This window comes from Variovorax sp. V118 (assembly GCF_041154445.1).
Lineage (GTDB): Bacteria > Pseudomonadota > Gammaproteobacteria > Burkholderiales > Burkholderiaceae_C > Variovorax > Variovorax boronicumulans.
Genome location: NZ_AP028663.1, coordinates 4,579,569 through 4,599,588 on the forward strand (window position 1 = coordinate 4,579,569; position 20,020 = coordinate 4,599,588).

10 protein-coding genes are annotated in these 20,020 nt (G+C 70.5%); 4 read left to right on the forward strand and 6 right to left on the reverse strand.

What is annotated here, in order from left to right:
* Positions 1 to 2: 2 nt before the first annotated feature.
* The 6 genes from ACAM52_RS21375 to ACAM52_RS21400 all read right to left on the reverse strand — a co-directional run bounded on the left by ACAM52_RS21375 (position 3) and on the right by ACAM52_RS21400 (position 16,121).
* Positions 3 to 11,456, reverse strand: a complete 11,454-nt coding sequence (locus ACAM52_RS21375; RefSeq protein WP_369644562.1) for a filamentous haemagglutinin family protein — start codon at positions 11,454 to 11,456, stop codon at positions 3 to 5.
* Between the two features lie 100 nt (positions 11,457 to 11,556).
* Positions 11,557 to 12,576, reverse strand: a complete 1,020-nt coding sequence (locus ACAM52_RS21380; RefSeq protein ID WP_369647759.1) for a FecR domain-containing protein — start codon at positions 12,574 to 12,576, stop codon at positions 11,557 to 11,559.
* 99 nt (positions 12,577 to 12,675) lie between these two features.
* Positions 12,676 to 13,194, reverse strand: a complete 519-nt coding sequence (locus ACAM52_RS21385) for an RNA polymerase sigma factor (protein ID WP_369644563.1) — start codon at positions 13,192 to 13,194, stop codon at positions 12,676 to 12,678.
* A 7-nt stretch (positions 13,195 to 13,201) separates the two neighbouring features.
* Entirely contained in the window at positions 13,202 to 13,429 is a 228-nt protein-coding gene (locus ACAM52_RS21390; RefSeq protein WP_369644564.1) for a hypothetical protein, read from the reverse strand.
* Positions 13,430 to 14,194: 765 nt separating this feature from the next.
* Positions 14,195 to 14,872: a lipoprotein-releasing ABC transporter ATP-binding protein LolD gene (lolD, locus tag ACAM52_RS21395; protein WP_369644565.1), complete on the reverse strand. Its 678-nt coding sequence runs from the start codon at positions 14,870 to 14,872 to the stop codon at positions 14,195 to 14,197.
* Complete coding sequence (locus ACAM52_RS21400; protein ID WP_095743837.1) at positions 14,865 to 16,121, reverse strand: lipoprotein-releasing ABC transporter permease subunit; 1,257 nt, start codon at positions 16,119 to 16,121, stop codon at positions 14,865 to 14,867. The genes lolD and ACAM52_RS21400 overlap by 8 nt, the downstream gene beginning before the upstream one ends.
* 123 nt (positions 16,122 to 16,244) lie before the next feature.
* On the opposite strand from ACAM52_RS21400, the gene ACAM52_RS21405 reads away from it, so the two are divergent.
* From ACAM52_RS21405 to ACAM52_RS21420, 4 genes are all read left to right on the forward strand, one after another.
* Positions 16,245 to 17,222: a hypothetical protein gene (locus ACAM52_RS21405; RefSeq protein ID WP_369644566.1), complete on the forward strand. Its 978-nt coding sequence runs from the start codon at positions 16,245 to 16,247 to the stop codon at positions 17,220 to 17,222.
* Positions 17,219 to 18,940, forward strand: a complete 1,722-nt coding sequence (gene recJ / locus ACAM52_RS21410) for a single-stranded-DNA-specific exonuclease RecJ (protein WP_369644567.1) — start codon at positions 17,219 to 17,221, stop codon at positions 18,938 to 18,940. Before ACAM52_RS21405 ends, recJ begins: the two co-directional genes overlap by 4 nt.
* A 49-nt stretch (positions 18,941 to 18,989) precedes the next feature.
* Positions 18,990 to 19,583: a hypothetical protein gene (locus ACAM52_RS21415; protein ID WP_369644568.1), complete on the forward strand. Its 594-nt coding sequence runs from the start codon at positions 18,990 to 18,992 to the stop codon at positions 19,581 to 19,583.
* An 89-nt stretch (positions 19,584 to 19,672) separates the two neighbouring features.
* On the forward strand, positions 19,673 to 20,020 hold the full coding sequence (locus ACAM52_RS21420; RefSeq protein ID WP_369644569.1) for a zinc ribbon domain-containing protein YjdM: 348 nt from the start codon (positions 19,673 to 19,675) through the stop codon (positions 20,018 to 20,020).

Below are 20,020 nucleotides of genomic sequence, written 5' to 3' on the forward strand. Positions count from 1 at the left end.
GCCTAGCGGTCCTGCTGCAGGCGACGACGCTCGTCGCTGCTCAGGGCGGCCCAGTGCCTGGGGTCGATCTTGCGGCCCATGCCCACCACTTGCACGGGGTTCTGCGGGTCGTAGTCGACCTGCGCCCCGGATTGCAGTCCCGACCGCGGCGCCGGCGCGTCGCGCCCCTCTTGTGCGGGCTCGTTGCCGAAGCCGAGCACGCGCACCGTGAAGACCGACGCCAGCGCCTGCCGCGCGGCCGCGCGCTCGCGCTGCACCGCGTCCTGCGCCGCGGCCGTCGCCTGCGCAGCGGCAGCGCTCGCGTTGGTGAGCGCGCCGATGTTCACCGACGCGATCACCGGCAGGCCCTTGGTCTCGCCCTTGACCTGGATGTTGTCCGCGTTGAGCACCTGCAGCGCCGCAATGTTCAGGTTGCCCGCCACGCGCAAGCCCGCATCGCCGGCGTTCACGGTGCCGCGCGGCGCGACCAGGTCGACGTCGCCGTCGCCCACGGTGCCGATGCCGCTGCCGCTCATGTCCGACTTCTCGCGGATCACCGTCACGCCGTCCAGGTCGGTGGCCACCTCGGGCGCCGAGGGCACGCGCAGGGTCTTGGCGCCGCGCCCCGCATCGATGTCGCCAACGGTGGCCCAGATGATCTGGTCGCTGCCCTCCTTGGTGACCTCGGGCACGAAGGACAGGATGCGCGACTGGTTCACCGTCACGTCGTCCTTTGCGAAGATGCCGATGTGCCCCGAGGCCAGCGTCACCAGGCCATAGCCGGCCGGCACCGTGGCGCCCAGCGCTGCCACCTGCAGGCCCCCGCCGGGCGTGAGCACGTCGATGTCGCCGCCGGCCATCGTGCGCAGCATGAGCTTGTTGGCCGCCACGTCGCCCTTCCAGTCGTCGCCCGGGAACAGCGTCTTGATGGCCGCGTAGCCGCGGTTGTAGCCGCCGTTGCGCGGCAGCCCGCCGGTGCCCGGTTCGTTCTGGTCGCGCCCCGCTTCGCGCAGTTCGATGAGGAAGATCTGCCGCAGGAACTGCTGCTGTGCGAGTGCAGGCAATTGCTGGAAGCGCGTCCAGGCGTCCAGCGGTGCCAGCGTCTCGCCGGTCATGTCCTTCATGTACGACACCAGCCCCCGGCGCACGGTCTTTTCCTGTCCACCTTCGCGCGCTTCGAGCTGGTCCGTCAGGTAGATGGGCAGCACCGTGCCGTCGGCGCCGCGGGCCTTCAGGTGGTCGGGCATGGACGCGACGGCCGCGGGATCGAGGTAGGCGCGCGTGAACGCCTCGTAGCCCTCCGCGCGGTTCAGTCCGGCCATGGCGGTGATCGTGGCGCCCTGCGCCGGCAACCCCTTGACCTGCGACTCGGGCCGTGCGCGGTTGTCCCTGTCGTAGCGCTGGTTGCCCAGCGTCTGCACCTGCAGGTTGTCCGCGTACAGGTCGCGGCCGGCGGCGAGCACCAGGGCACCCGGGCCCTGCAGTTCGATGTTGCCCGTCAGGCCGACCGGGAATTCGTTGTCTCGGTCCAGGCGCAGCACGCCTTCCATCGCCAGGATGTCGTTGCCCGCTTCCAGCAGCGTGACGTCGGAGCCGCGCAGGTTGCGCCCGGCCAGGCGAAGGCCGCGGATGTCGGTGCCCGCGCGCACCCAGGTCTGCTCGTTGGCCTTCACGTCGAGCCCGACGATGGAGCCCCGCGATGCATAGATGCGGCTGGGCTCGAAGTCGTTGGCCAGCGGCAGCACCTCGGGGTTGTGGACGCTGCGCAGGTATGCGGTGTTGATGAAGGTGGACGAGGCCGGGCCGATCAGGTTGTCGAGCATGTCCTCCATGTTCATCTGACTGACCGGCGAGCCCGCGCCGGCCGGCATGTAGCCCGAGGGCATCATCGCGGGCGTGGCATAGGCCATGAGCAGCGGCGCGTCGAAGCGGATGTCGCTCTTCGCCACCAGCCTCACGTCGTTGGTGGTGCCCGGCAGCACGTGCAGCGGCCCGTCGATGGCGATGCCGCCGTTCAAAGCGGCCGCCGAGAACCGCGCCGGATAGCGGTTGCCGCCGAAGCCCACCAGTGTGTCGGTGTCGAAGCTGTTGAGCAGCAGGTCGCGGAAGATGAACGTCGCGCGGTTCACGAAGGTGATGTTGCCGCCGGTCGACACCAGCCGCAGCGCGCTGCGATCGGTGTAGCCGCTCATGTAGGCGCCGTAATTCAGCACCTGGCCGTCGCCTCGCAGGCCCTCGCCGTAGGTCACCAGCAGCGGATCGACCACCGTCTGCAGACGCAGGTCACCGGCCGTGCGCAGGCTCAGCGTGGCATCGCCCAGCGCGAGCACCGGGGCCACGGTGTAGTTCGTCTTCGTGAAGCCGCCGGCACTGTCGTCGCGGGTCAGCACGACCGTGTGGCCGACCGCCGTCTCGCCGGCACGGATGTCGCCGGCGCCGCGCGCCACGTAGTACTGGCCGCCGCGGATCGCACCGCCGGCCTGCACCGTCATGGCACCGCCATTGCGCATTTCCATGGTCATCGCCTCGCTGGCGGAACGGCCGCCGCGCATGCGCATGTGGGTCGGCAAGGCGACCAGCAGGTTGCGCAGGTCGCCGCCCGCGTCCACGGTGACGTTGCCGCCGCCCAGCGCGCCCACGCCCTGCTGGAAGCGCGCGTAGTCGATCCACCAGCTCGATTGTTCCGGCGCGTGGATGACAGGGCCGTAGGTGCCGTCCGGATGCATGGCGTTCTCGCCGTTGGTGTACTCGCCGAAGAAGCGCTCGGCGTTGAGCGTGCCCTGGCGGTTGAGCCATTCGGTGAAATGCTGGCCCGAGGGCATGGCCTCGATGCTGCCCAGTGCACCGATGACGAGGTTGCCGCCTTCCACGCCGTAGCTCGCGTTGCGGTTGGCGGTGGAGAAGTCGCTCCACATCGTCGTGTCCTTGCGCCCGGCGGTGTAGATCACCGATTCCTTGTGCGCCAGGCGAAGGTCGCGGCCCGCGCGCACCTCGAGATCGCCCGTGCCGGTGCGCACGAGCTTGCCTGCGCCGTTATCGGGCGCCGCGTTGTCGTCCGTCGGGACGGCGGTGTTGGCCGTGCCCACGGTGATCGAGCCCTTGCCCGCGGTCTGCGCGACGAGGGGCCGCAGCGCCATGGCATCGGCCGAGGCCAGCTCCCCGCCCGCCACCAGCCGCAGGTTCCACGAAGCGCCCGCCTGCAACAGGCCGCTGCGGTCCGCCGCATCGAAGCCGTCGCTCAGGTGGCCGTTGATGGCCAGGTTACCGCCCGCGCGCAAGGTCAGCGTGCCTTCGCGCGCATTCGGGAAATCGCTGTACAGGTTCCAGTCGCTGTTCAGCGCAAGATCGCCCGCGCTGCGGATCTCGATGCCCGGCATGACGTCCAGGGCCGTGCCCAGCCGTGCGGCCACCGTGCCCGACGCGCCGCGAAAACGCGCGGCATGCGCGATGGCGTCGGCCTTGACCGAATCGACCGTGGCGCCGTCGTAGTCCTTCACGTCGTAGGTGCTGACGCCCTCGAGCACCGCCGAGCGCGCGCCGGTGACGGTGGTGCGCAATGCAGTCACCGCAAGGTCGTCATGCGCCGCGTTCTGTTGCGCGCGCAGGCGCACCTTGCCGCCTTCGTTGCCGGCCACGTCGATCAGGCCGCCCACGAGGTTCAGCTGGCCGCCGGCCGCTTCGAGCGTGACGCGGCCGTTGCCGAGGCGGCCGGTCGCACCGGCGAGCAGCTGCGCGCCGGACTGCATCGCCACGCCGTTGCCGGCCGTGATGCGGATGGCGCCGCCGTAGGCCGAGCGCGCATCCACCGTGCCGGTGATCTCGATGCGGCCCCGGTCCGCCGTGAGACCGAAGTCTTCCACCTGCGTGAAGCCGCCCAGCGCCACGTCGCCCTGGCGGATGCGGAACTGGCGCGACCGGTTGAAGCCCGCGTCGTTCAGCCGCTGGCTGAAGCCGGCGAAGTCGGGCAGCGCCTCGATGTCGAGCGAGAAACTGCCGGCCTTGCCACCGGTGCGGCTGGCCTGCGCAGCGATCAGGCCGTCGAGCACCACGGTGCCGCCCTGCGATGCCGCCAGGCTCAGCGTGCCGGCGTCGCCGCCGTCCGGGTGCGCGGCCAGATGAAGCCGGCTGTCGGCGTCCAGGCGCACGTCGCCCCCCGCCGCAGACAAGGTGATGCGCCCCGCATCCGCGTGCTCGGCCACGTCGAAGAACTGCTGGGCCGAGCCGCCCACGTCGATCAACGCGCCCTGCGTCACGACCAGGCTGCCGCCGGTGGCCGTCATGTCGATGCTGCCGCCACGCGCGACCGCGCGGCCGCCGAAGGCGATGCTGCGGCCGGTGAGGCCCAGTCGCAGGCCCAGGCTTTCCTGCAGGTCGAACGGTGCGGCCGTGCCTTCCGGCGATGCCACGACCTGCAAGGCGCCGCCCGTGGCAATGGACTGCGCCGCGCCGCCGCGGCCGGTGAGCAGCGGTGTGCGCAGCGTGAGCGGCGCGGCGCCGGTGTCGATGCCGCCCGCGCCTTCGCCGACCATGGCATCGCGGCCGGCCAGCGTCACGGCGCCGAAGCCCGAGAACGTCTTCTGGCCCGCGCCCAGCACGAGCGTGGCGGCGTCGAGGGTGAAGCCGCCCGAGCCCGCGCCGGCCGGCACGTTCGCGCCGCCGCCGCTGTTGATGAGCGCGATGCTCTCGCCCTTGATGACCACATCGCCCGCGCCTCGCCCGACGAACGCGGCGCCATCGAAGGTCAGCGCCTTGAGGCCGGCCGCGCCCAGGTCGAGCGAGCCGTAGAAGTCGAAGCCGGTGTAGCTGCGCAGCGTCAGCCGTGTCGAGTGGGCCAGTTGCGCGAGCGCGCCGCTGTCCAGCACCATGCCTTCGGTGCCGCCGCCGAAGCCGATGCGGCCGGCCGCCACCGACAGGTCGGTGCCGGCGATCTGCGCCGAGGCGGCCAGCTCCGTCGTGCGTGTCGCGTCGATGAGCAAGGCCGCGCCGCCGTTGACGACGGCACCGGCACCGATCGAGACCAGCCCGCCGCGCGAGGTGTCCACGCCCTGGCGGATCACCTTGGCCGCATCGTCCGTGGTCACGCGGACCAGCGCGCCCCAGTCTTTGGCGGGCGTGGTCAGCACATCGTCCACGGCGTCCTTGGCGTCGACGACGCCGTCGGAGTTGTCGTCCAGGTTGCCGTCCGGGTCGGTGTAGACCGCCGCCACTCTCGGCTTCATGACCAGGTTGCCCGAGCCCCGGCCGCCGGCGCCCCGTGCGTTGACGCGGCTTGCGCCCTCGATGGCGACCTGGTCGCTGGCCGCCAGGATGATTTCGGGACCGAAGAGTTCGGAGCCTTCGTTGTTGCGCACGACGATGTCGGTCGCGGTCACGTCCAGCTCCAGGCCGAGTGCATTGCCCTGGCGCTTGCCGCCCACCAGCAAGCTGCCGGCGCCGAAGTTCGACAGGCTCGCCGAATCGATGACGAGGTAGCCGTCGGCCTGCAGGCTGGCGGTGTCCTGCCCGCTGCCGACGATGGCAATTTTCTTGCCGGCAATGTCGACCAGCCCGCCGCGCCCGCCTGCATCGGGTGCCGAGCGCAGCGTGCCGTCCAGCACCAGGCGTCGCTGCGCGTCGAACACGACCGCGCCGCCGTCGCGCGGCAGGCGGGGCGTCACGACGTCCTGGCCGGTGAGGCGGTACTGCGTGAGCTTGAAGGCTTCGGACGAAAAGAAGTCGTTGGCCGTGGCCTCGTTGTATTCGGAATAGCGGCGCAGCGTGCCGCCGGACATCACGCGCCAGGCCGTGGTCCGCGCGTCCTGGCGGCCGCCATGGGTGTCGCCGGCCCGGCCCTGCATGACCAGGCTGCCGTCCGGCGCGCGGGTGGCCGGCGCACGTGCGCCGCCCCATGCCTTGCCCGTCGCCTGCACCGCGAAGGCGCCGGGCAGCAGCGCAAAGCGCGCGGGCAACAACTGGTACCAGCCCGCCGCCAGCCCGGGGCCGCCGGCGAGCCAGACGCGCTGCCCCGCCGCGCCAGCGCCCGCGCCGGCAGCCACAGGTGCCGCACCGGCTTGGCCGGGCAGGATCGCGTACATGCCCGGCATGGCCAGCACGTCGTGCGAGCCGCCCGGGCCCGGCACGAATTCGGAGGCATGCAGGTCGCCGCCGCCCGCGATGTCCACCACCGCGCCGCGTGCCAGTGCCACGTCGGGCGACTTCATGGTGATGCGCTTCTCGGGCGGCGCAACCAGGGAGCCGCGCGACGGATTGGCGACGTCGACGCCCTGGGTCGGGTCGTGCCAATGTTCGTTGTTGGACAACGTGCCGAAGGGCGCGGTGACCCCGGCGCCCGACACCGACGTGAGGCTGCCCGCGCCCAGCGACAGGCGTTCGCCCGCATCCAGTTCGATCTGGCCGAAGGGCGCGCGCAGCACGCCGTTCTGCGCGATCACCGGTGCTTGCAGGCGCAGGCTGCCGCCGGCCGACAACGGCGCGCCGTCGGCATCGCCTTCGCGCTCGACGGTGATCGAATCGCCCGCGCGGACCACGCCGGCCATCGCGGTCGTCGGGTAGACCTGGCCGGCCCGCAGCACGAGGTGGCCGTCGACGTCCAGGTTGACCTGCAGCTTCGTTTCTTCGGTGATCTGCGTGGGCAGCGCGCCCCCCATGCGGATCTCGCCGGCTTCGAGCACCGTGCGTCCGAAGCCGCCGATGCGCACGGCACCGGTCTGGAACTGGCCCTCGTTCTCCGAGGTCGTGATGTCGATCAGCGAACCGGCCAGCGTGAGCTGGCCCGTCGCCGCGGCGGATGCTGCCGACGGAGCGCGCGACGCCTCGGGCACGGCCGACAGCACGATGTGCGGCGCGCGCAGCGACGACGACGAGGCCGCGTGCCCGACGATCGGCCCCTGCAGCGAGATCGAGCGACCGAGCGCGAGGTGCGCGTTGTCCAGCCGGATCGCACCTTGCGTTGCATTCACCAGCGAGAGGTCGGCAAAGCCGCCGTCCTTGAACGCCTGCGGACGCACCGTCAGCGCGAACTGGCGGCCGGGCTTGTCGAGCAGGTCGCGCAGCAGCTCGCCGCCCGAAAAGAAGATGTCGCGGAAGTTGTCCAGCGTTTGCGCGGACAGTCCGAACTGCGCCGGATCGAGCGGGCTGGAGGGGCCGGGCAATGGCAATGGCAACCGGTCGGACACCACCAGTTCCTTGGTGTCCGCCAGCGCCGCGGCCAGCGACGACGGCAGCACCATCGGGCCGGCGATGTCGTAGCCCCATTCGCGAAGGCCGGGCGCCCAGTCGAAGTCCAGGCCCTGCTTCCAGTCGCTGCACGCGCCGTCCACGCGGAAGCCGTAGCAATCGGGGTCGGGCAGTGCGCGCGCGAGCTGCTCCAGCGGCGAGCCGTTCAGGCCGGACGACGCGGTCATGTTCAGGCGGATGCGCCCGCCGATGCCGCCGGGTCCGCCGGCCGTGCCCCGCATCGTGCTTTCGATCAGGCCTGCGCCCGTGATCTCGATCAGGCCGCCGTTGCTGTCCAGCTGGATCGCCTGCGCGGGCCGGGGCACGCGGGTGCCCGAGGGGCCGGCATCGGCGACATCGTCGATCGTGCCGGTGGCGCCCGAGACGTCGATGAGTGCGTCTTTCTCGAGCCGCAGTTCGCCCCCCTGGACCGTCACCGTGCCGCCGTCGCGCACCTCGCCCACGCGGCGGCCGGTGCTGTCGACGTGGATCAGCGGCACGCCGCGCGCCAGCAGTTCGCCGCCGGCTTCGAGGGCGACCGTGCGGCCGTTCAGGCCGATGCGCCCGGCCGGCGCGTCGAGTCGGCCCGCCACCGTGAGCACGCCCAGGTCGCCGCCGGCGCTGAGCGACAGGCTGCCGCCGGTGTCGGTGCGCACCGTGGCGCCGCGCGCCATCCGGATCGGACCATTTTCCGTGCCGAGCCGCAGCGATGCGGGGTCTCGCGCCGCACGCTCTTCGGGTCGCAGCACGCCCAGCGGCGCCACGTCGGCCAGGTTGCGCCCGCTGGGCAGATCGCGCCAGGCGAAGCTGCCCAGGTCAATGCTGGTGGCCTGCTGCGACACCGCTGCGTCCTCAGGCAGCGTGATGCCCTTGCCTTCGCCGCGCACCGAGACCGAGACCTTGCCGAAGCCGCGCTCTCCGAAGAGCGTGGCGGGCAGCACGACAGCAGCAGCAGCTGCTGCTGCATCCGCTGATGCGGCGGTATCGCCCGGCTGCACTGCGGGCGCAACGCCGCCGACCTGCACGGATGAAGCGGTTGCCAGCGACAGGCTGCCCGCCGAGCCCGCGGCCTGGGCGCGCAGGTTCAGCGCGCCCAGGTCCAGGTCGGGTGTCACGCCGGTCAGCGAGATCGCGCCCGCATCGCCCACGCGCAGCGTCGGCAAAGCCTTCTTGCCGAGGTCCGTACGGCCGCCACCCGACACATCGAACACGGCCGCCTTGTGGGCCGAGATCTTTCCGACGTTGACCGTGATGGCCCCGCCATCCACGGCCCAGGCGCCGCGCAACGCACCGTCGCGCCAGGTGTTGATCCACTGCCCGCTGGCGTCCAGCCGGCCGTGCTCGCCCACTTCGAGCAAGCCGTTGGCCGAGGACAGGCTGATCTGCCCGCCGGGGGCGCGGATCTGGCCGTGGATGCGGATGTCGTTCGTCGAGCCTTCCGTACCCGCCACGAACAGCGACGCGCCCGGCGACAGGGTGACCGCGGCGCCGCTTGCCAGCTCGAAGTCGCCGTTGATGATGTTCAGCACGATGGCGCCCATGCCCGAATCGCTGAGCATGTCGTCCGAAAGGAAAGTGAGCTTGCGCGACTTCTGTTCGTCGGGCTTGAGCTGCACGTAGAAGTCGTCGCCGAGTTTGGTCCTGGCTTCGAAGTCCTGCGCGAGGCGCTTCGGGTCGTGCGTGACGACGATGGTGCCCGGCGACCAAGGCCGGCCGTCCGGCGTGTTCTCGCCCAACTCCAGTCGCCCGCCCTTGTTCCCACCCGGGTTCTGCGACTGGCGCTCGCCCACCACCACGCCGCCCAGCATGTCGCCCTCGAGCACCATGGCGTCGCCCGCATGGATCTGCACCGCGCCGGCCTTACGCCCTTCGGTATAGCCTGCTTCCTTGTAGTCGGCGCCGATGAGCGGCGTGCGCCAGGTGGTCTTCACGCCCCAGCGCAGATGCTCTTTCGTGAACTCGCCGGCGATGCCGGTGTAGCCGGTGTCGGACATGGCCCGGTCCATCGTGTGGATGCGGCCGTCGGCGCCCATGAGCTTGGTCGCCGTGTTCATGCCGTCGGTGTAGCGCACCGAGCCGCCGGACACGTCGAGCATCGAGCCGGCGCGCGTGATCACCGAGCCGCCGGCGCGCAGTTCGATGCGGCCCGCGTCGGCCGAGAGTTCGCGCAGGTCGGTCTTGCCCACGCCGACCCAGCCGGTCACGTCGCCCAGCGGCGTTCCCACCCAGGCGCCGGGAATGTAGGTGACGCCGTCGGGGCCGAGCACCCACTGCACGCCCGCCATCGGACCGTCCCTGAACACGCCGTTCACGCGCCGGTCGACGATCACTTTCTTGCCGCGAATCCAGGCGTCGAGCTGCAGCGGCGAGTCGCGCAGTTCGTTGATGCGCATCTCGGCCTCGATGAAGTTGCGCGACATGTCCACGCGCATGCCCTGCAGGCCGGCCACGCTCAGGAACGCCTCGCCGTCCACGTAGATGCGGCTCGCGTCGCCCCGGCTGCCGGGCTTGTAAAACTGAAGCTGCGTGAACAGCGGGTTGACCGCCGATTCGACCTTGATCGTTCCCGCCGGCACCAGCACGCCGGCCTTCGCCCGCACGTCGATCAGTTGCCCGTACAGGCTCACCCGGCCGGGCTGGTAGCGCGTGGCGAGCGCAGAGGCCTCGATCTCGTTGGTGTCCGAGGCGTCGGGCAGGACCTGCGAGATGCTGCCTTCGCCCAGCGTCAGCGTGCCGGCCGACCAGTTGATGAAATCGTTCACGCCGTCCGCGTACATGTGGGTACCCAGGCCCCACGCGCGCATCAGGATCGAGCCATTGCGGTTGTTCAACGCCGTCGTGGCGTTCAGCACGCCGGACTGGCGCACGTCCTGCGCCTGCAGCGTGATATTGCCGCGCTCAGCCTGCACGGTGCCGGTGTTGACCACCTCGTAACCGACGGCCTTGGCGCGCGCGGCCATCTCGGGCATGACGACATCGCGCAGACCGGCAACGAAGTTGGCGTCGGCATAGACCGGCGACAGGTTGAGTGCGCCCAGCACCTGGCCGCCGGTGAAGGCCCAGCCGGGCACGGCCGACGCGTTCACATCCAGGCCGCGGGGCGCGTTCGGGTCCTGCGCGGACGGCGTCTTCAGGTAGATGTTTTCGCCGGCCGCCAGGATGACCTGGCCGTCGGGCGCCGAGATGCGGCCCGCGTTCTGCACCTTGGGCGCGAACAGCATGACCTTGCCGCCGCTGCTCGCCGACAGCTGCGCGCCGGCGTCGACCCGCACCGCGCCGGGTGCCGCGCCGGGATCGAAGCGGTCCACGTTTCCCATGCGGTCGGGCGCGCCGCCGGTGCCGGCCTTGAAGCCGTTGTCGCCATAGATCTCGGGCCGTGCGGAGGTGAATTCGCCGAACTGCGGAATCGGGAAATCGTTGCCCTGGTTGGAGAGCACCTGCGGGTTGTTGATGCCCAGCTTGAACTGCTTGTCCGACAGCGAAAGGCTCGATGCCACCAGCGAGCGCGTGTCCACCTGGCTCGACCCCGTGAAGACGATGCCGTTGCGGTTGATGAGGTACACCGAGCCGTCGGCCTTGATCTGCCCGGCAATCTGGCTGGGGCGGCCGCTCGGATCGTTGATACGGTTCAGCGCGATCCATGCGTTGGTGCCGTCGGGCTTGGCGCCGCCCTTCTGGTCGAACTGCACCGTGGTGTGCTTCCCGACGTTGAAGCTCTCCCAGTTCAGGATCGCCTTGTCGTCGGTCTGCTCGATGCCGACCAAGGTGCGGCCGCCCGCGGCGGTCTGCACCGGCGCCCTGGCATTGAGCCAGCCTGCGGTGAGGCTGTTCGTATCGACCTTGAGCCCGCCGTCGGCCAGGCCGTCGGGGATGTCCGAGCCGCCGTTCGATGCGGCCTCGCGTGCGGCCGCCTGCGCCGCCTGTTGCGCGGCAATGGAACGCGCGGCCATGTTCAGGTTGCCCATGGAGCGCTGCAACTGTTCGCCGGCCTTGCGCTGCTCCAGCGGGTTGGTCAGCATCGATGCCGGCATGCCGTTGGGCAGGCGGCCCGTCGCCGAGGCGGTGTTCTGCACCGCGCTCTTGTTGGCGAACCAGGCGCCGCTGAAGGCCTGCTGGGCCTGGGCATCGAGCACCAGGGCGCCGTTGGCCGCCAGCGTCATGGCAATGGCGCGCGCGATCGGCGCCATGCGAAAGCGCCGCGCCTGCCGCCGGTTGCGCGCCTTCGTTGCGTGGATCGGTGTGAGGGGCCCGCGTGTGCTCATGAGTCGTTTCCGCCGGAAAGTTGAGTCGATGCACTACGACGAACGGGCGCCCCACGACCCCGCAACTTATTTTTCAGGCCGCGCACCACGGCCGTCCGATTCAGCTGAGAACGGTCAACCCGCCCGGCAACGAACGGGCGTCGAGATCGAAGGCATGCTGCAGCTGCACCAGCGCCAGGTCGAGCGATGCGATGTAGAAGCTCCCGGTGACCAGGCGGCTGCGCGCGGCCGTGTTCATCAGCACCACACGACCGCGCCGGTAGCGGTTGATCTCGTCGAGCACGTCGGACAACCGGGCCTGCGTGAACACCAGCTCGCCCTTGCGCCAGGCCGACAGGTTGGCAGCGCCGACCAGCGCCACGCTGCTCACCGATGTGCCGTCGTACACCGTCTGCTGGCGCGCGCGCAGCTCACGCGCACCCGCGGGATGCTCCACGCGCACCGCGCCTTCGATGCAGGTCACGCACACCTTGGCGTCCAGGTAGCGGACCTCGAAACGCCCCGACTCGGCCAGGCTGCGGCCGGCCCCGGCCACGACGCCGAAGGGCCGCGCGCCACTGGCAGACGACAGATCGAATGCGGCCTCGCCCTCGAGCAGGTCGACGCCGGTCGTCCGGCCGTCCACCGTGCGGCGCCGGATGCGGGTCTGGGTGTTCAGGGTGACCTGCACCCGCTCGGTGAGGCCCACCTCCAGCTGCTCGCCGGTGGCAGTGCGGTAGTCGCCGCCCCACCCCGCCGGCGCGGGCCACAAGCCCGCAGACGGATGGAACACCGCCACGCCCGCGACACCGGCCATGGCCGCCGCGCCCGCTGCCGCACCGAGGAAGGCGCGGCGCGCGAGCACCGGCCGGGGCTGGTGGCGCGCATGAAACGCCGCCGCATCGGCATTGGTGCGCAGCACGCCGGCAGAGGCCGGACCGAGCACGGCCCATTGCGCCCTGGCCTCCTTGAAGACCGCCGCGTGCGCCGGGCTGCGCGCCAGCCAGTGCTTGAAGCGCTGCGCGTCCTGCGGCTTGACGGCACCCGAATGAAACAGCCGCAGCCATTCCCAGGCCTTGTGCCGCGTCGTGTCGACCGCGAGGGCGGGATCGTCAACCGGTGCCGTCAGGGGGTCGTGCATCACGGCCGCGACCCTTCTTCTGGGCCTCGGCCCGTTGCGAGCGCCAGGGTGATTCGATTCTTCACTCCGTACGACGAACGGGCCGCGCCGATCCCGCAACTATTTTTTGTCATGGGCCATCCGGGCACTCAGGTAGTCGTGCGCATGCTTGAGTTCGTATTCGACGGTGCGCAGGGAAATGCCCAGGCGCCGGGCCACTTCGGGCTGCGTCAGTCCCTCCATGTGCACCAGCACGACGACCTCGCGCCGCCGCGCCGGCATGCGGTCCAGCAGCTTGATCACGGCGTCCAGCTGCGAACGCGCCTCGGCGATCCGCGCGGGTCCCGGCGCCGTATCGGCCAGTTCCATCAGCGCATCGATTTCTTCGAAAGGCAGGTTGCGGCTCTGGCGACGCTGGATGTCCAGCGCAATGTTGAACGCCATGCGCACGAGATAGCCGCCCGGCCGCTGGATCGGCCCTGCGTCGCTTCCGCCCTGGTCGTTCACGCGCAGCCAGGTGTCGTGCAGCGCGTCCTCGGCCAGGTCGGCATTGCGCAACGCGTGGCCCAGCTGGCGCTTGAGAGCGTCGTAGTGCCTGGACAGGTAGTCCATGAGCACGGGGCGGACGTCTTCGGCCATGGACAGGTCAGGACGGCGAGCGGCCGGCCGCCTCGCGGCAGCGCGTTCCGCCGCGCGCATCGGTGGGCAGGATGAGCAACGTGAGGGGCTGCGGCAGGTCCGGCGGCGGCGCATGCGCAAGGCGCACGCTACGCAGAACCTCCAGCATCTCGGCGTCCCGGGCCGCGTCGCCCGTCAGGCCGAGCAGGCGCGGCCGGCGAAGCTGGCCCATCGCATCCACCTCGAAGCGCAACAAGGACCGGTACGTTCCCGGCCGCGTGCGCGCGTTGTCGCACAACGCTTCCCAGACCCGCGCCTGCAGCAGGCTGGGGTAGCCCGCCAGGCTTCCAGGCTGGCCGCGCGCGGGGCCTCCGCCCGGGCCTGCGCCGGCCTCAGCGCGAGCGTGACGGCCGAACCCGTGCGGACCTTTTCGGCCACCAGGCCCGTGCCTTCCAGCAACAGTTCAAGCGCGGTGTCGGGGGCGTAAACCCCGCGCACCGCGGAGGACGTCAGCCCGGCCAGGATTTCGCTGCGAAAGAGTGCAGGCTGCCGCGTGACGGCGGCATAGCGCTTGAACGCATCGGCCAAGGGAAGCGAGGGAATGTCGAACGCCAGTGCGGCGTCACCCGCGCCTGGAACCGCGCCGGCCGGGGCCTCGCCCTCACGCAGCGGTGATGCAGATCCGTCGCTCGCCCAGGCCGTGCCGGCCAGCCACGACAGCGCGAGCGCGCAGAGTGCGACGCTGCGGCCTGTAGCGCCCACGAACCCAGGGTGCACCTCGATCACCCTCGCGGCGCAACGATGCCGCGCGCATCGTCACGCCCGCCGTGAGGATGCGAAAGCCATGGCAGGGAAAAAAGTCGAGTCGGCAAGGAGCGCACGCCAGTCGGGAAACTTGCATGCTGTCACCGGCGTGTGACGGTCTCGTTGCAACGTCAGACGTTCCTGCGCCCCGGCGCGTGGCGCGCATCCCGTGTGCCGCAGGAAGCCCGAGGACGCCCCTCGAGCGGCTGACCGACGCTCAGCCCGCCAGCCGCCCCGCCACCAGCTGCAGCACGCGGTCGCAGCGCTTGGCCAGGTCCTGGTCGTGCGTGACCATCACGAAGGCCGTGCGGTGCCGGTGCGCGAGGTCGAGCATCAGCGCGAACACGGCGTCGGCGGTGCTGCGGTCGAGGTTGCCGGTGGGCTCGTCGGCCAGCACGCAGGCCGGCTGCGTGACCAGCGCACGCGCAATGGCCACGCGCTGGCGCTCGCCGCCCGACAGCTCGGCCGGCCGGTGGTGCAGGCGTTCGCCCAGGCCCACGCTGGCGAGGATCTTGGCCGCGGCCTGCGACGCTTCGCCGGCCTCGACGCGGCGGATCTTCAGCGGCATCGCGACGTTGTCGAGCGCACTGAACTCGGGCAGCAGGTGATGGAACTGGTAGACGAAGCCCAGGTGCTGGTTGCGCAGCCGGCCCTGCTCGGCAGCGTCGGCATGCGCGATGTCCTTGCCGAGCAGCTCGACCTTGCCCGCGGTGGGCGCGTCGAGCCCGCCCATCAGGTGCAGCAGCGTGCTCTTGCCGGAGCCGGACGCGCCGACGATGGCCAGCGTTTCGCCGGCGTGCACGTCGAGGTCGACACCGTGCAGCACGGTGAGGTCGATGCGGCCTTCCTGAAAACGCTTGGTGAGGCCGCGGGCCTTCAGGACGACATCACTCATAGCGCAGGGCCTCGGCAGGATTGACGCGGCTGGCGCGCCAGCTCGGATACAGCGTGGCCAGGAAGGCCAGGATGAGGGAAATGACCGCGATCGGCATGATGTCGCTTTGCTGCGGGTCGCTCGGCATCTTGCTGATCAGGTAGATGTCCTTGGGCAGGAAGCTGGCGTGGAAGAGCTGCTCCAGGAAGGGCACGATCACGTCGATGTTGTAGGCGATGCCCAGGCCCAGCAGCAGGCCGCCCACGGTGCCGATCACGCCCACCATGGCGCCCTGCACCACGAAGATGGCCATGATGCTGCGCGGCGAGCTGCCCAGCGTGCGCAGGATGGCGATGTCGGCGCGCTTGTCGGTCACGGTCATCACCAGCGTCGAGACGAGGTTGAAGGCCGCCACGGCGACGATCAGCGTGAGGATGATGAACATCATGCGTTTCTCGACCTGCACGGCCGCGAACCAGGTCTTGTTCTGGCGCGTCCAGTCGCGGATGAGGAACTGGCCCGGCAGCGTGACGGCGAGCTGGTCGGCCACCTCGCGCGCCTCGTGCAGGTCTTTCAGCTTGAGGCGGATGCCGGTCGGGCCTTCGAGGCGGAACACCTTGGCGGCGTCTTTCTCGTGCACCATCGCCAGCGCCGAGTCGTACTCGTAGTGGCCCGAGTCGAACACGCCGACCACGGTGAACTGCTTCAGGCGCGGCACCACGCCGGCCGGCGTGACCTGCCCGCCCGGCGCCACCAGCGTGACCTGATCGCCGGGCTGCACGAACATGGAACGCGCCAGCTCGATGCCCAGCACGATGCCGAACTCGCCCGGCACCAGCTTGTCGAAGGTGCCGCCCTTGGCGATGCCGCCGGTGTCGGTGACCTCGGGTTCGAGCGCGGGGTCGATGCCGCGCACAATGGCGCCCTTCATGTCTTCGCCGCGCGCGATGAGTGCCTGCGTGTTGATGAAAGGCGCCGCGCCGATCACCTCAGGGTTCTTGCGGGCGTCGGCCATGATGGCGTCGATGTCCTGCAGGGCCTGGCCGTCGCGCGAGAAGATCTCGATGTGCGACACCACGCTGAGCATGCGGTCGCGCACTTCCTTCTGGAAGCCGTTCATCACGCTGAGAACGATGATCAGCGCCGCCACGCCCAGCGCGATGCCGAGCATCGACACGCCGGAGATGAAGGAGATGAAGCCGTTGCGTCGCGTGGCACGGCCTGCGCGCGTGTAGCGCCAGCCGAGCTGCAGTTCGTAGGGGAATCGCATCAGCGGCCTCGCCCCGTGGCCTCAAGGGGCATGGGCGCGCCCGCGGGGGGCGGCAAATACTCGGGGTGAGGAGCGAGGGGGTAGGTCATACGGTGGAATTGTGGCATCCCGGACAATAGGGAAATGGCCGAACCTCTCCCACGTCATCTGTTGATTCCCTTTGCCGGCCGCGGTTCCCCGGCTTGCCGCGCGGCGCTCGCGACCCTGCGGCTGCCGAACCTCGAAACCCTGCTGCTGCGCCTGACGCTCGCCGACACCGACACGCAGGACGACAGCACCCGCTCCCCGCCGCACGAACGCGCGCTGGCCCGCGCGCTGGGCCTGCCCCCCGCCGACGACGGCTGCATTCCCTGGGCCGCGCTCGAAGCCCGCAAGACCGGCCTGGCCGCGCCCGGCGACCCCGAGGCCTGGGGCCAGGTGACGCTGTGCAACTGGCAGGTCGGCATCGACGACGTGGCGCTGGGCGACCCGAGCGGCATCGAGATCGACGCCGCCGAATCGATGGCCCTGCTGGCCGTTGCAGACCCGTTCTTCGAGGAAGACGGCATCGCGCTCTACCCCTCCGACACGCCCGGCCGCTGGCTCGCGCGCGCGCCCATCTTCGACGGGCTGGCCACGGCCTCCATCGACCGCGCAGTGGGGTACCCCATTTCGCAGTGGTCGCCGCTGGGCGATGCCTCGCGGCCGCTGCGCCGGCTGCAGAACGAGATGCAGATGCTGCTGTACACGCAGCGCGTGAACGACGAGCGCACCGCGCGCGGCGTGCCACCGATCAATTCGTTCTGGCTCAGCGGCACCGGCGTCCTGAAGGACGGCGACCTGCCCTCGCCACCCCTGTCGCGCACGCCGGTCGTCGACCTCGCGCTGCGCGACGCCGCGCTGCGCGACGACGGCCTGGCCTGGGCCGCCGCCTGGCAAGCGCTGGACGCTGGCACTGTCGCCAGCCTGCTCGCCGACCTCACGCGCGGCGCCGACGTGGCGCTCTCGCTGTGCGGCGACCGCGGCGCGCAGCTTTTCACCGTGCAGCCGCGCGGCCTCGCCCGCTGGGCCAAGGGCCTGTTCGACCGCAACCGCGCCACGCAGGTGCTGGAGTCCCTATGAAGATCATTGCCCGGGACATCCCGCCGCGCACCGTCTGGGCGCTGGAACAGGCCGGCGTGCATCCGCTGCTGGCGCGCCTGTTTGCCGCGCGCGGCGTGCGCGGCAAGGACGAGCTCGACGACGGCCTCGCACGCCTGCTGCCGCCCGACACGCTGCGCGGCACGCGCGAAGCCGCCGTGCTGCTGGCCGACGCCATCGCGCAGGACAAGCGCCTGTGCATCGTGGCCGACTACGACTGCGATGGCGCCACCGCCTGCGCGGTCGGCGTGCGCGGCCTGCGCCTGCTGGGCGGCAAGCACGTGAGCTACCTCGTGCCCGACCGCGTGGTGGACGGCTACGGCCTGACGCCGCCGATTGCCGAGCGCGTGGCCAACGCCGGCGCCGACATGCTGATCACCGTCGACAACGGCATCGCCAGCGTCGAGGGCGTGGCCGCCGCCAAGGCGCGCGGCCTGCAGGTGCTGGTGACCGACCACCACCTGCCCGGCCCCGAGCTGCCCCTGGCCGACGTGATGGTGAACCCCAACCAGCCCGGCTGCGAGTTCGAAAGCAAGAGCATCGCCGGCGTCGGTGTGATGTTCTACGTGCTGCTCGCGCTGCGCTCCGAACTGCGCACGCGCGGCGTGTTCGACACCGCCACGCAACCCAAGCTCGATGCCTTGCTGCCGCTGGTGGCGCTGGGCACCGTGGCCGACGTGGTGAAGCTCGACGCCAACAACCGCCGCCTCGTGGCGCAGGGCCTGCGCCGCATCCGCGCCGGCGCGATGCCGGCCGGCGTGGCGGCGCTGTTCAAGGCGGCGGGGCGCACCGCCTCGGCCGCGACCACTTTCGACTTCGGCTTTGCCCTCGGCCCGCGCATCAACGCGGCCGGCCGGCTGGCCGACATGACGCTGGGCATCGAGTGCCTGCTGACCGACGACGCCGGCCGCGCCGACGAACTCGCGCGCATGCTCGACGGCATCAACCGCGAGCGGCGCGACATCGAGGGCGGCATGCGCGACCAGGCGCTGCTGCTGGCCGAGTCGCTGTTCGCGGCCGACGGCGAAGGCGTGGAAGCGCCGCCGCCGGCCATCAGCGTGTTCGGCGCCGACTTCCACGAGGGCGTGGTGGGCATCGTGGCCTCGCGCATCAAGGACCGCTTCCATCGCCCGACCTTCGTGTTCGCGGCCAGCGCGGCACCGGGCAAGGAGCAGGAGCTGAAGGGCTCGGGCCGATCGATCCCGGGCTTTCACCTGCGCGATGCGCTCGACCTCGTGGCCAAGCGCCACCCCGGCGTGCTGCTGCGCTTCGGCGGCCACGCGATGGCCGCGGGCTGCACCGTGGCGCGCGAACACTTTCCCGTCTTCGAGCGCGCGCTGGCGCAGGTGGCCGGCGAATGGCTGGCCGAGGCCGCGCTCACGCGCCAGATCGAGACCGACGGGCCGATCGCGCGCGAGTACATGCGCATCGACCTCGTCGACACGCTGCACAAGGAGGTGTGGGGCCAGGGCTTCGCGCCGCCCACTTTCAGCGAAGAGGTCGAGGTGGTGTCGCAGCGGCTGGTGGGCGAGAAGCACCTGGCGCTCAAGCTCAAGCACCAGGGCCAGCCCATCGACGCGATCTGGTTCAGCCACACCGAGCCGCTTCCGCCGCGCGTGAAGCTGGCGTTCCGGCTCGATGCGGACGAGTGGCAAGGGGTGCGACGGTTGCGCTTTCTGGTCGAAGGCGCGGAGGTGTGACGCGGGCGGCCTAGACTGGAGGCCCATCCATTCGACCGGGCACTCTCGCATGCAGCAAGAAGCCATCTCGGCCCACGACATCTTTCCGCACATCCGTATCGTGATGGGCATGGTCATCGGCCTGGGCGTGACCCGGCTGCTGTCGGGCGTCGCACGCATCGTGCAGCACCCGACGCAGTACCGGCTCTACGCCGTGCACCTGGCCTGGGTCGCCTCGGTGCTGCTGGCCCTGGTGCATTTCTGGTGGTGGGAGTTCGGCCTGTACCAGATCGACAGCTGGACCTTCGGCACCTACGCCTTCATCGTCAGCTACGCGATCCTGCTGTTCCTGCTGTGCGCGCTGCTCTTTCCCGACAGCATGCAGGACTACGCGAGCTACCGCGACTACTTCTACGCCCGCCGCGCGTGGTTCTTCGGCTTGCTGGCCGCCACCTACCTGCTCGACGTGGTCGACACGCTGATCAAGGGCGAGGCGCACTTCGCCCGCTTTGCGATGGAGTACCTCATCCGCACGCCCATCCTCGTGGGCCTGTGCATCGCGGCGGCCCGCTCCGCCAACCCACGCTTTCACACGGCCTTCGTCGCGGGCACGCTGGCTTACCAGCTGTCGTGGATCTTCCGGCTCTTCGACACCTTGGATTGAGCCGCTGCGGCCAACAGGAACAGGACCTGCGTCCATGAGGGCAGGCTAGTATCCACGTCCTTCAACCGATACGGACCGCCCCTACCGCCGTGAGCACCCTGCCCCCTTGCCCCCAATGCCATTCGGAATTCACCTACGAAGACGGCCTCAACCTTGTCTGCCCCGAATGCGCTCACGAATGGTCCGCCTCGGGCGCTTCCGCCGAAAGCGCGGCCGATGAGGGGCGGGTCATCAAGGATTCGGTCGGCAACGTGCTGAACGACGGCGACACCGTCACCGTCATCAAGGACCTCAAGGTCAAGGGCTCGTCGCTGGTCGTGAAGGTCGGCACCAAGGCGAAGAACATCCGCCTGATCGATGGCGATCACGACATCGATTGCAAGATCGACGGCATTGGCGCGATGAAGCTGAAGTCGGAATTCGTGCGCAAGGCGTGA

Coding starts and splice junctions, on each gene's coding strand:
- ACAM52_RS21375 (WP_369644562.1), bottom strand. CDS start 11,456: ATGAGCACACGCGGGCCCCTCACACCGATCCACGCAACGAAGGCGCGC.
- ACAM52_RS21380 (WP_369647759.1), bottom strand. CDS start 12,576: ATGCACGACCCCCTGACGGCACCGGTTGACGATCCCGCCCTCGCGGTC.
- ACAM52_RS21385 (WP_369644563.1), bottom strand. CDS start 13,194: ATGGCCGAAGACGTCCGCCCCGTGCTCATGGACTACCTGTCCAGGCAC.
- lolD (WP_369644565.1), bottom strand. CDS start 14,872: ATGAGTGATGTCGTCCTGAAGGCCCGCGGCCTCACCAAGCGTTTTCAG.
- ACAM52_RS21400 (WP_095743837.1), bottom strand. CDS start 16,121: ATGCGATTCCCCTACGAACTGCAGCTCGGCTGGCGCTACACGCGCGCA.
- ACAM52_RS21405 (WP_369644566.1), top strand. CDS start 16,245: ATGGCCGAACCTCTCCCACGTCATCTGTTGATTCCCTTTGCCGGCCGC.
- recJ (WP_369644567.1), top strand. CDS start 17,219: ATGAAGATCATTGCCCGGGACATCCCGCCGCGCACCGTCTGGGCGCTG.
- ACAM52_RS21415 (WP_369644568.1), top strand. CDS start 18,990: ATGCAGCAAGAAGCCATCTCGGCCCACGACATCTTTCCGCACATCCGT.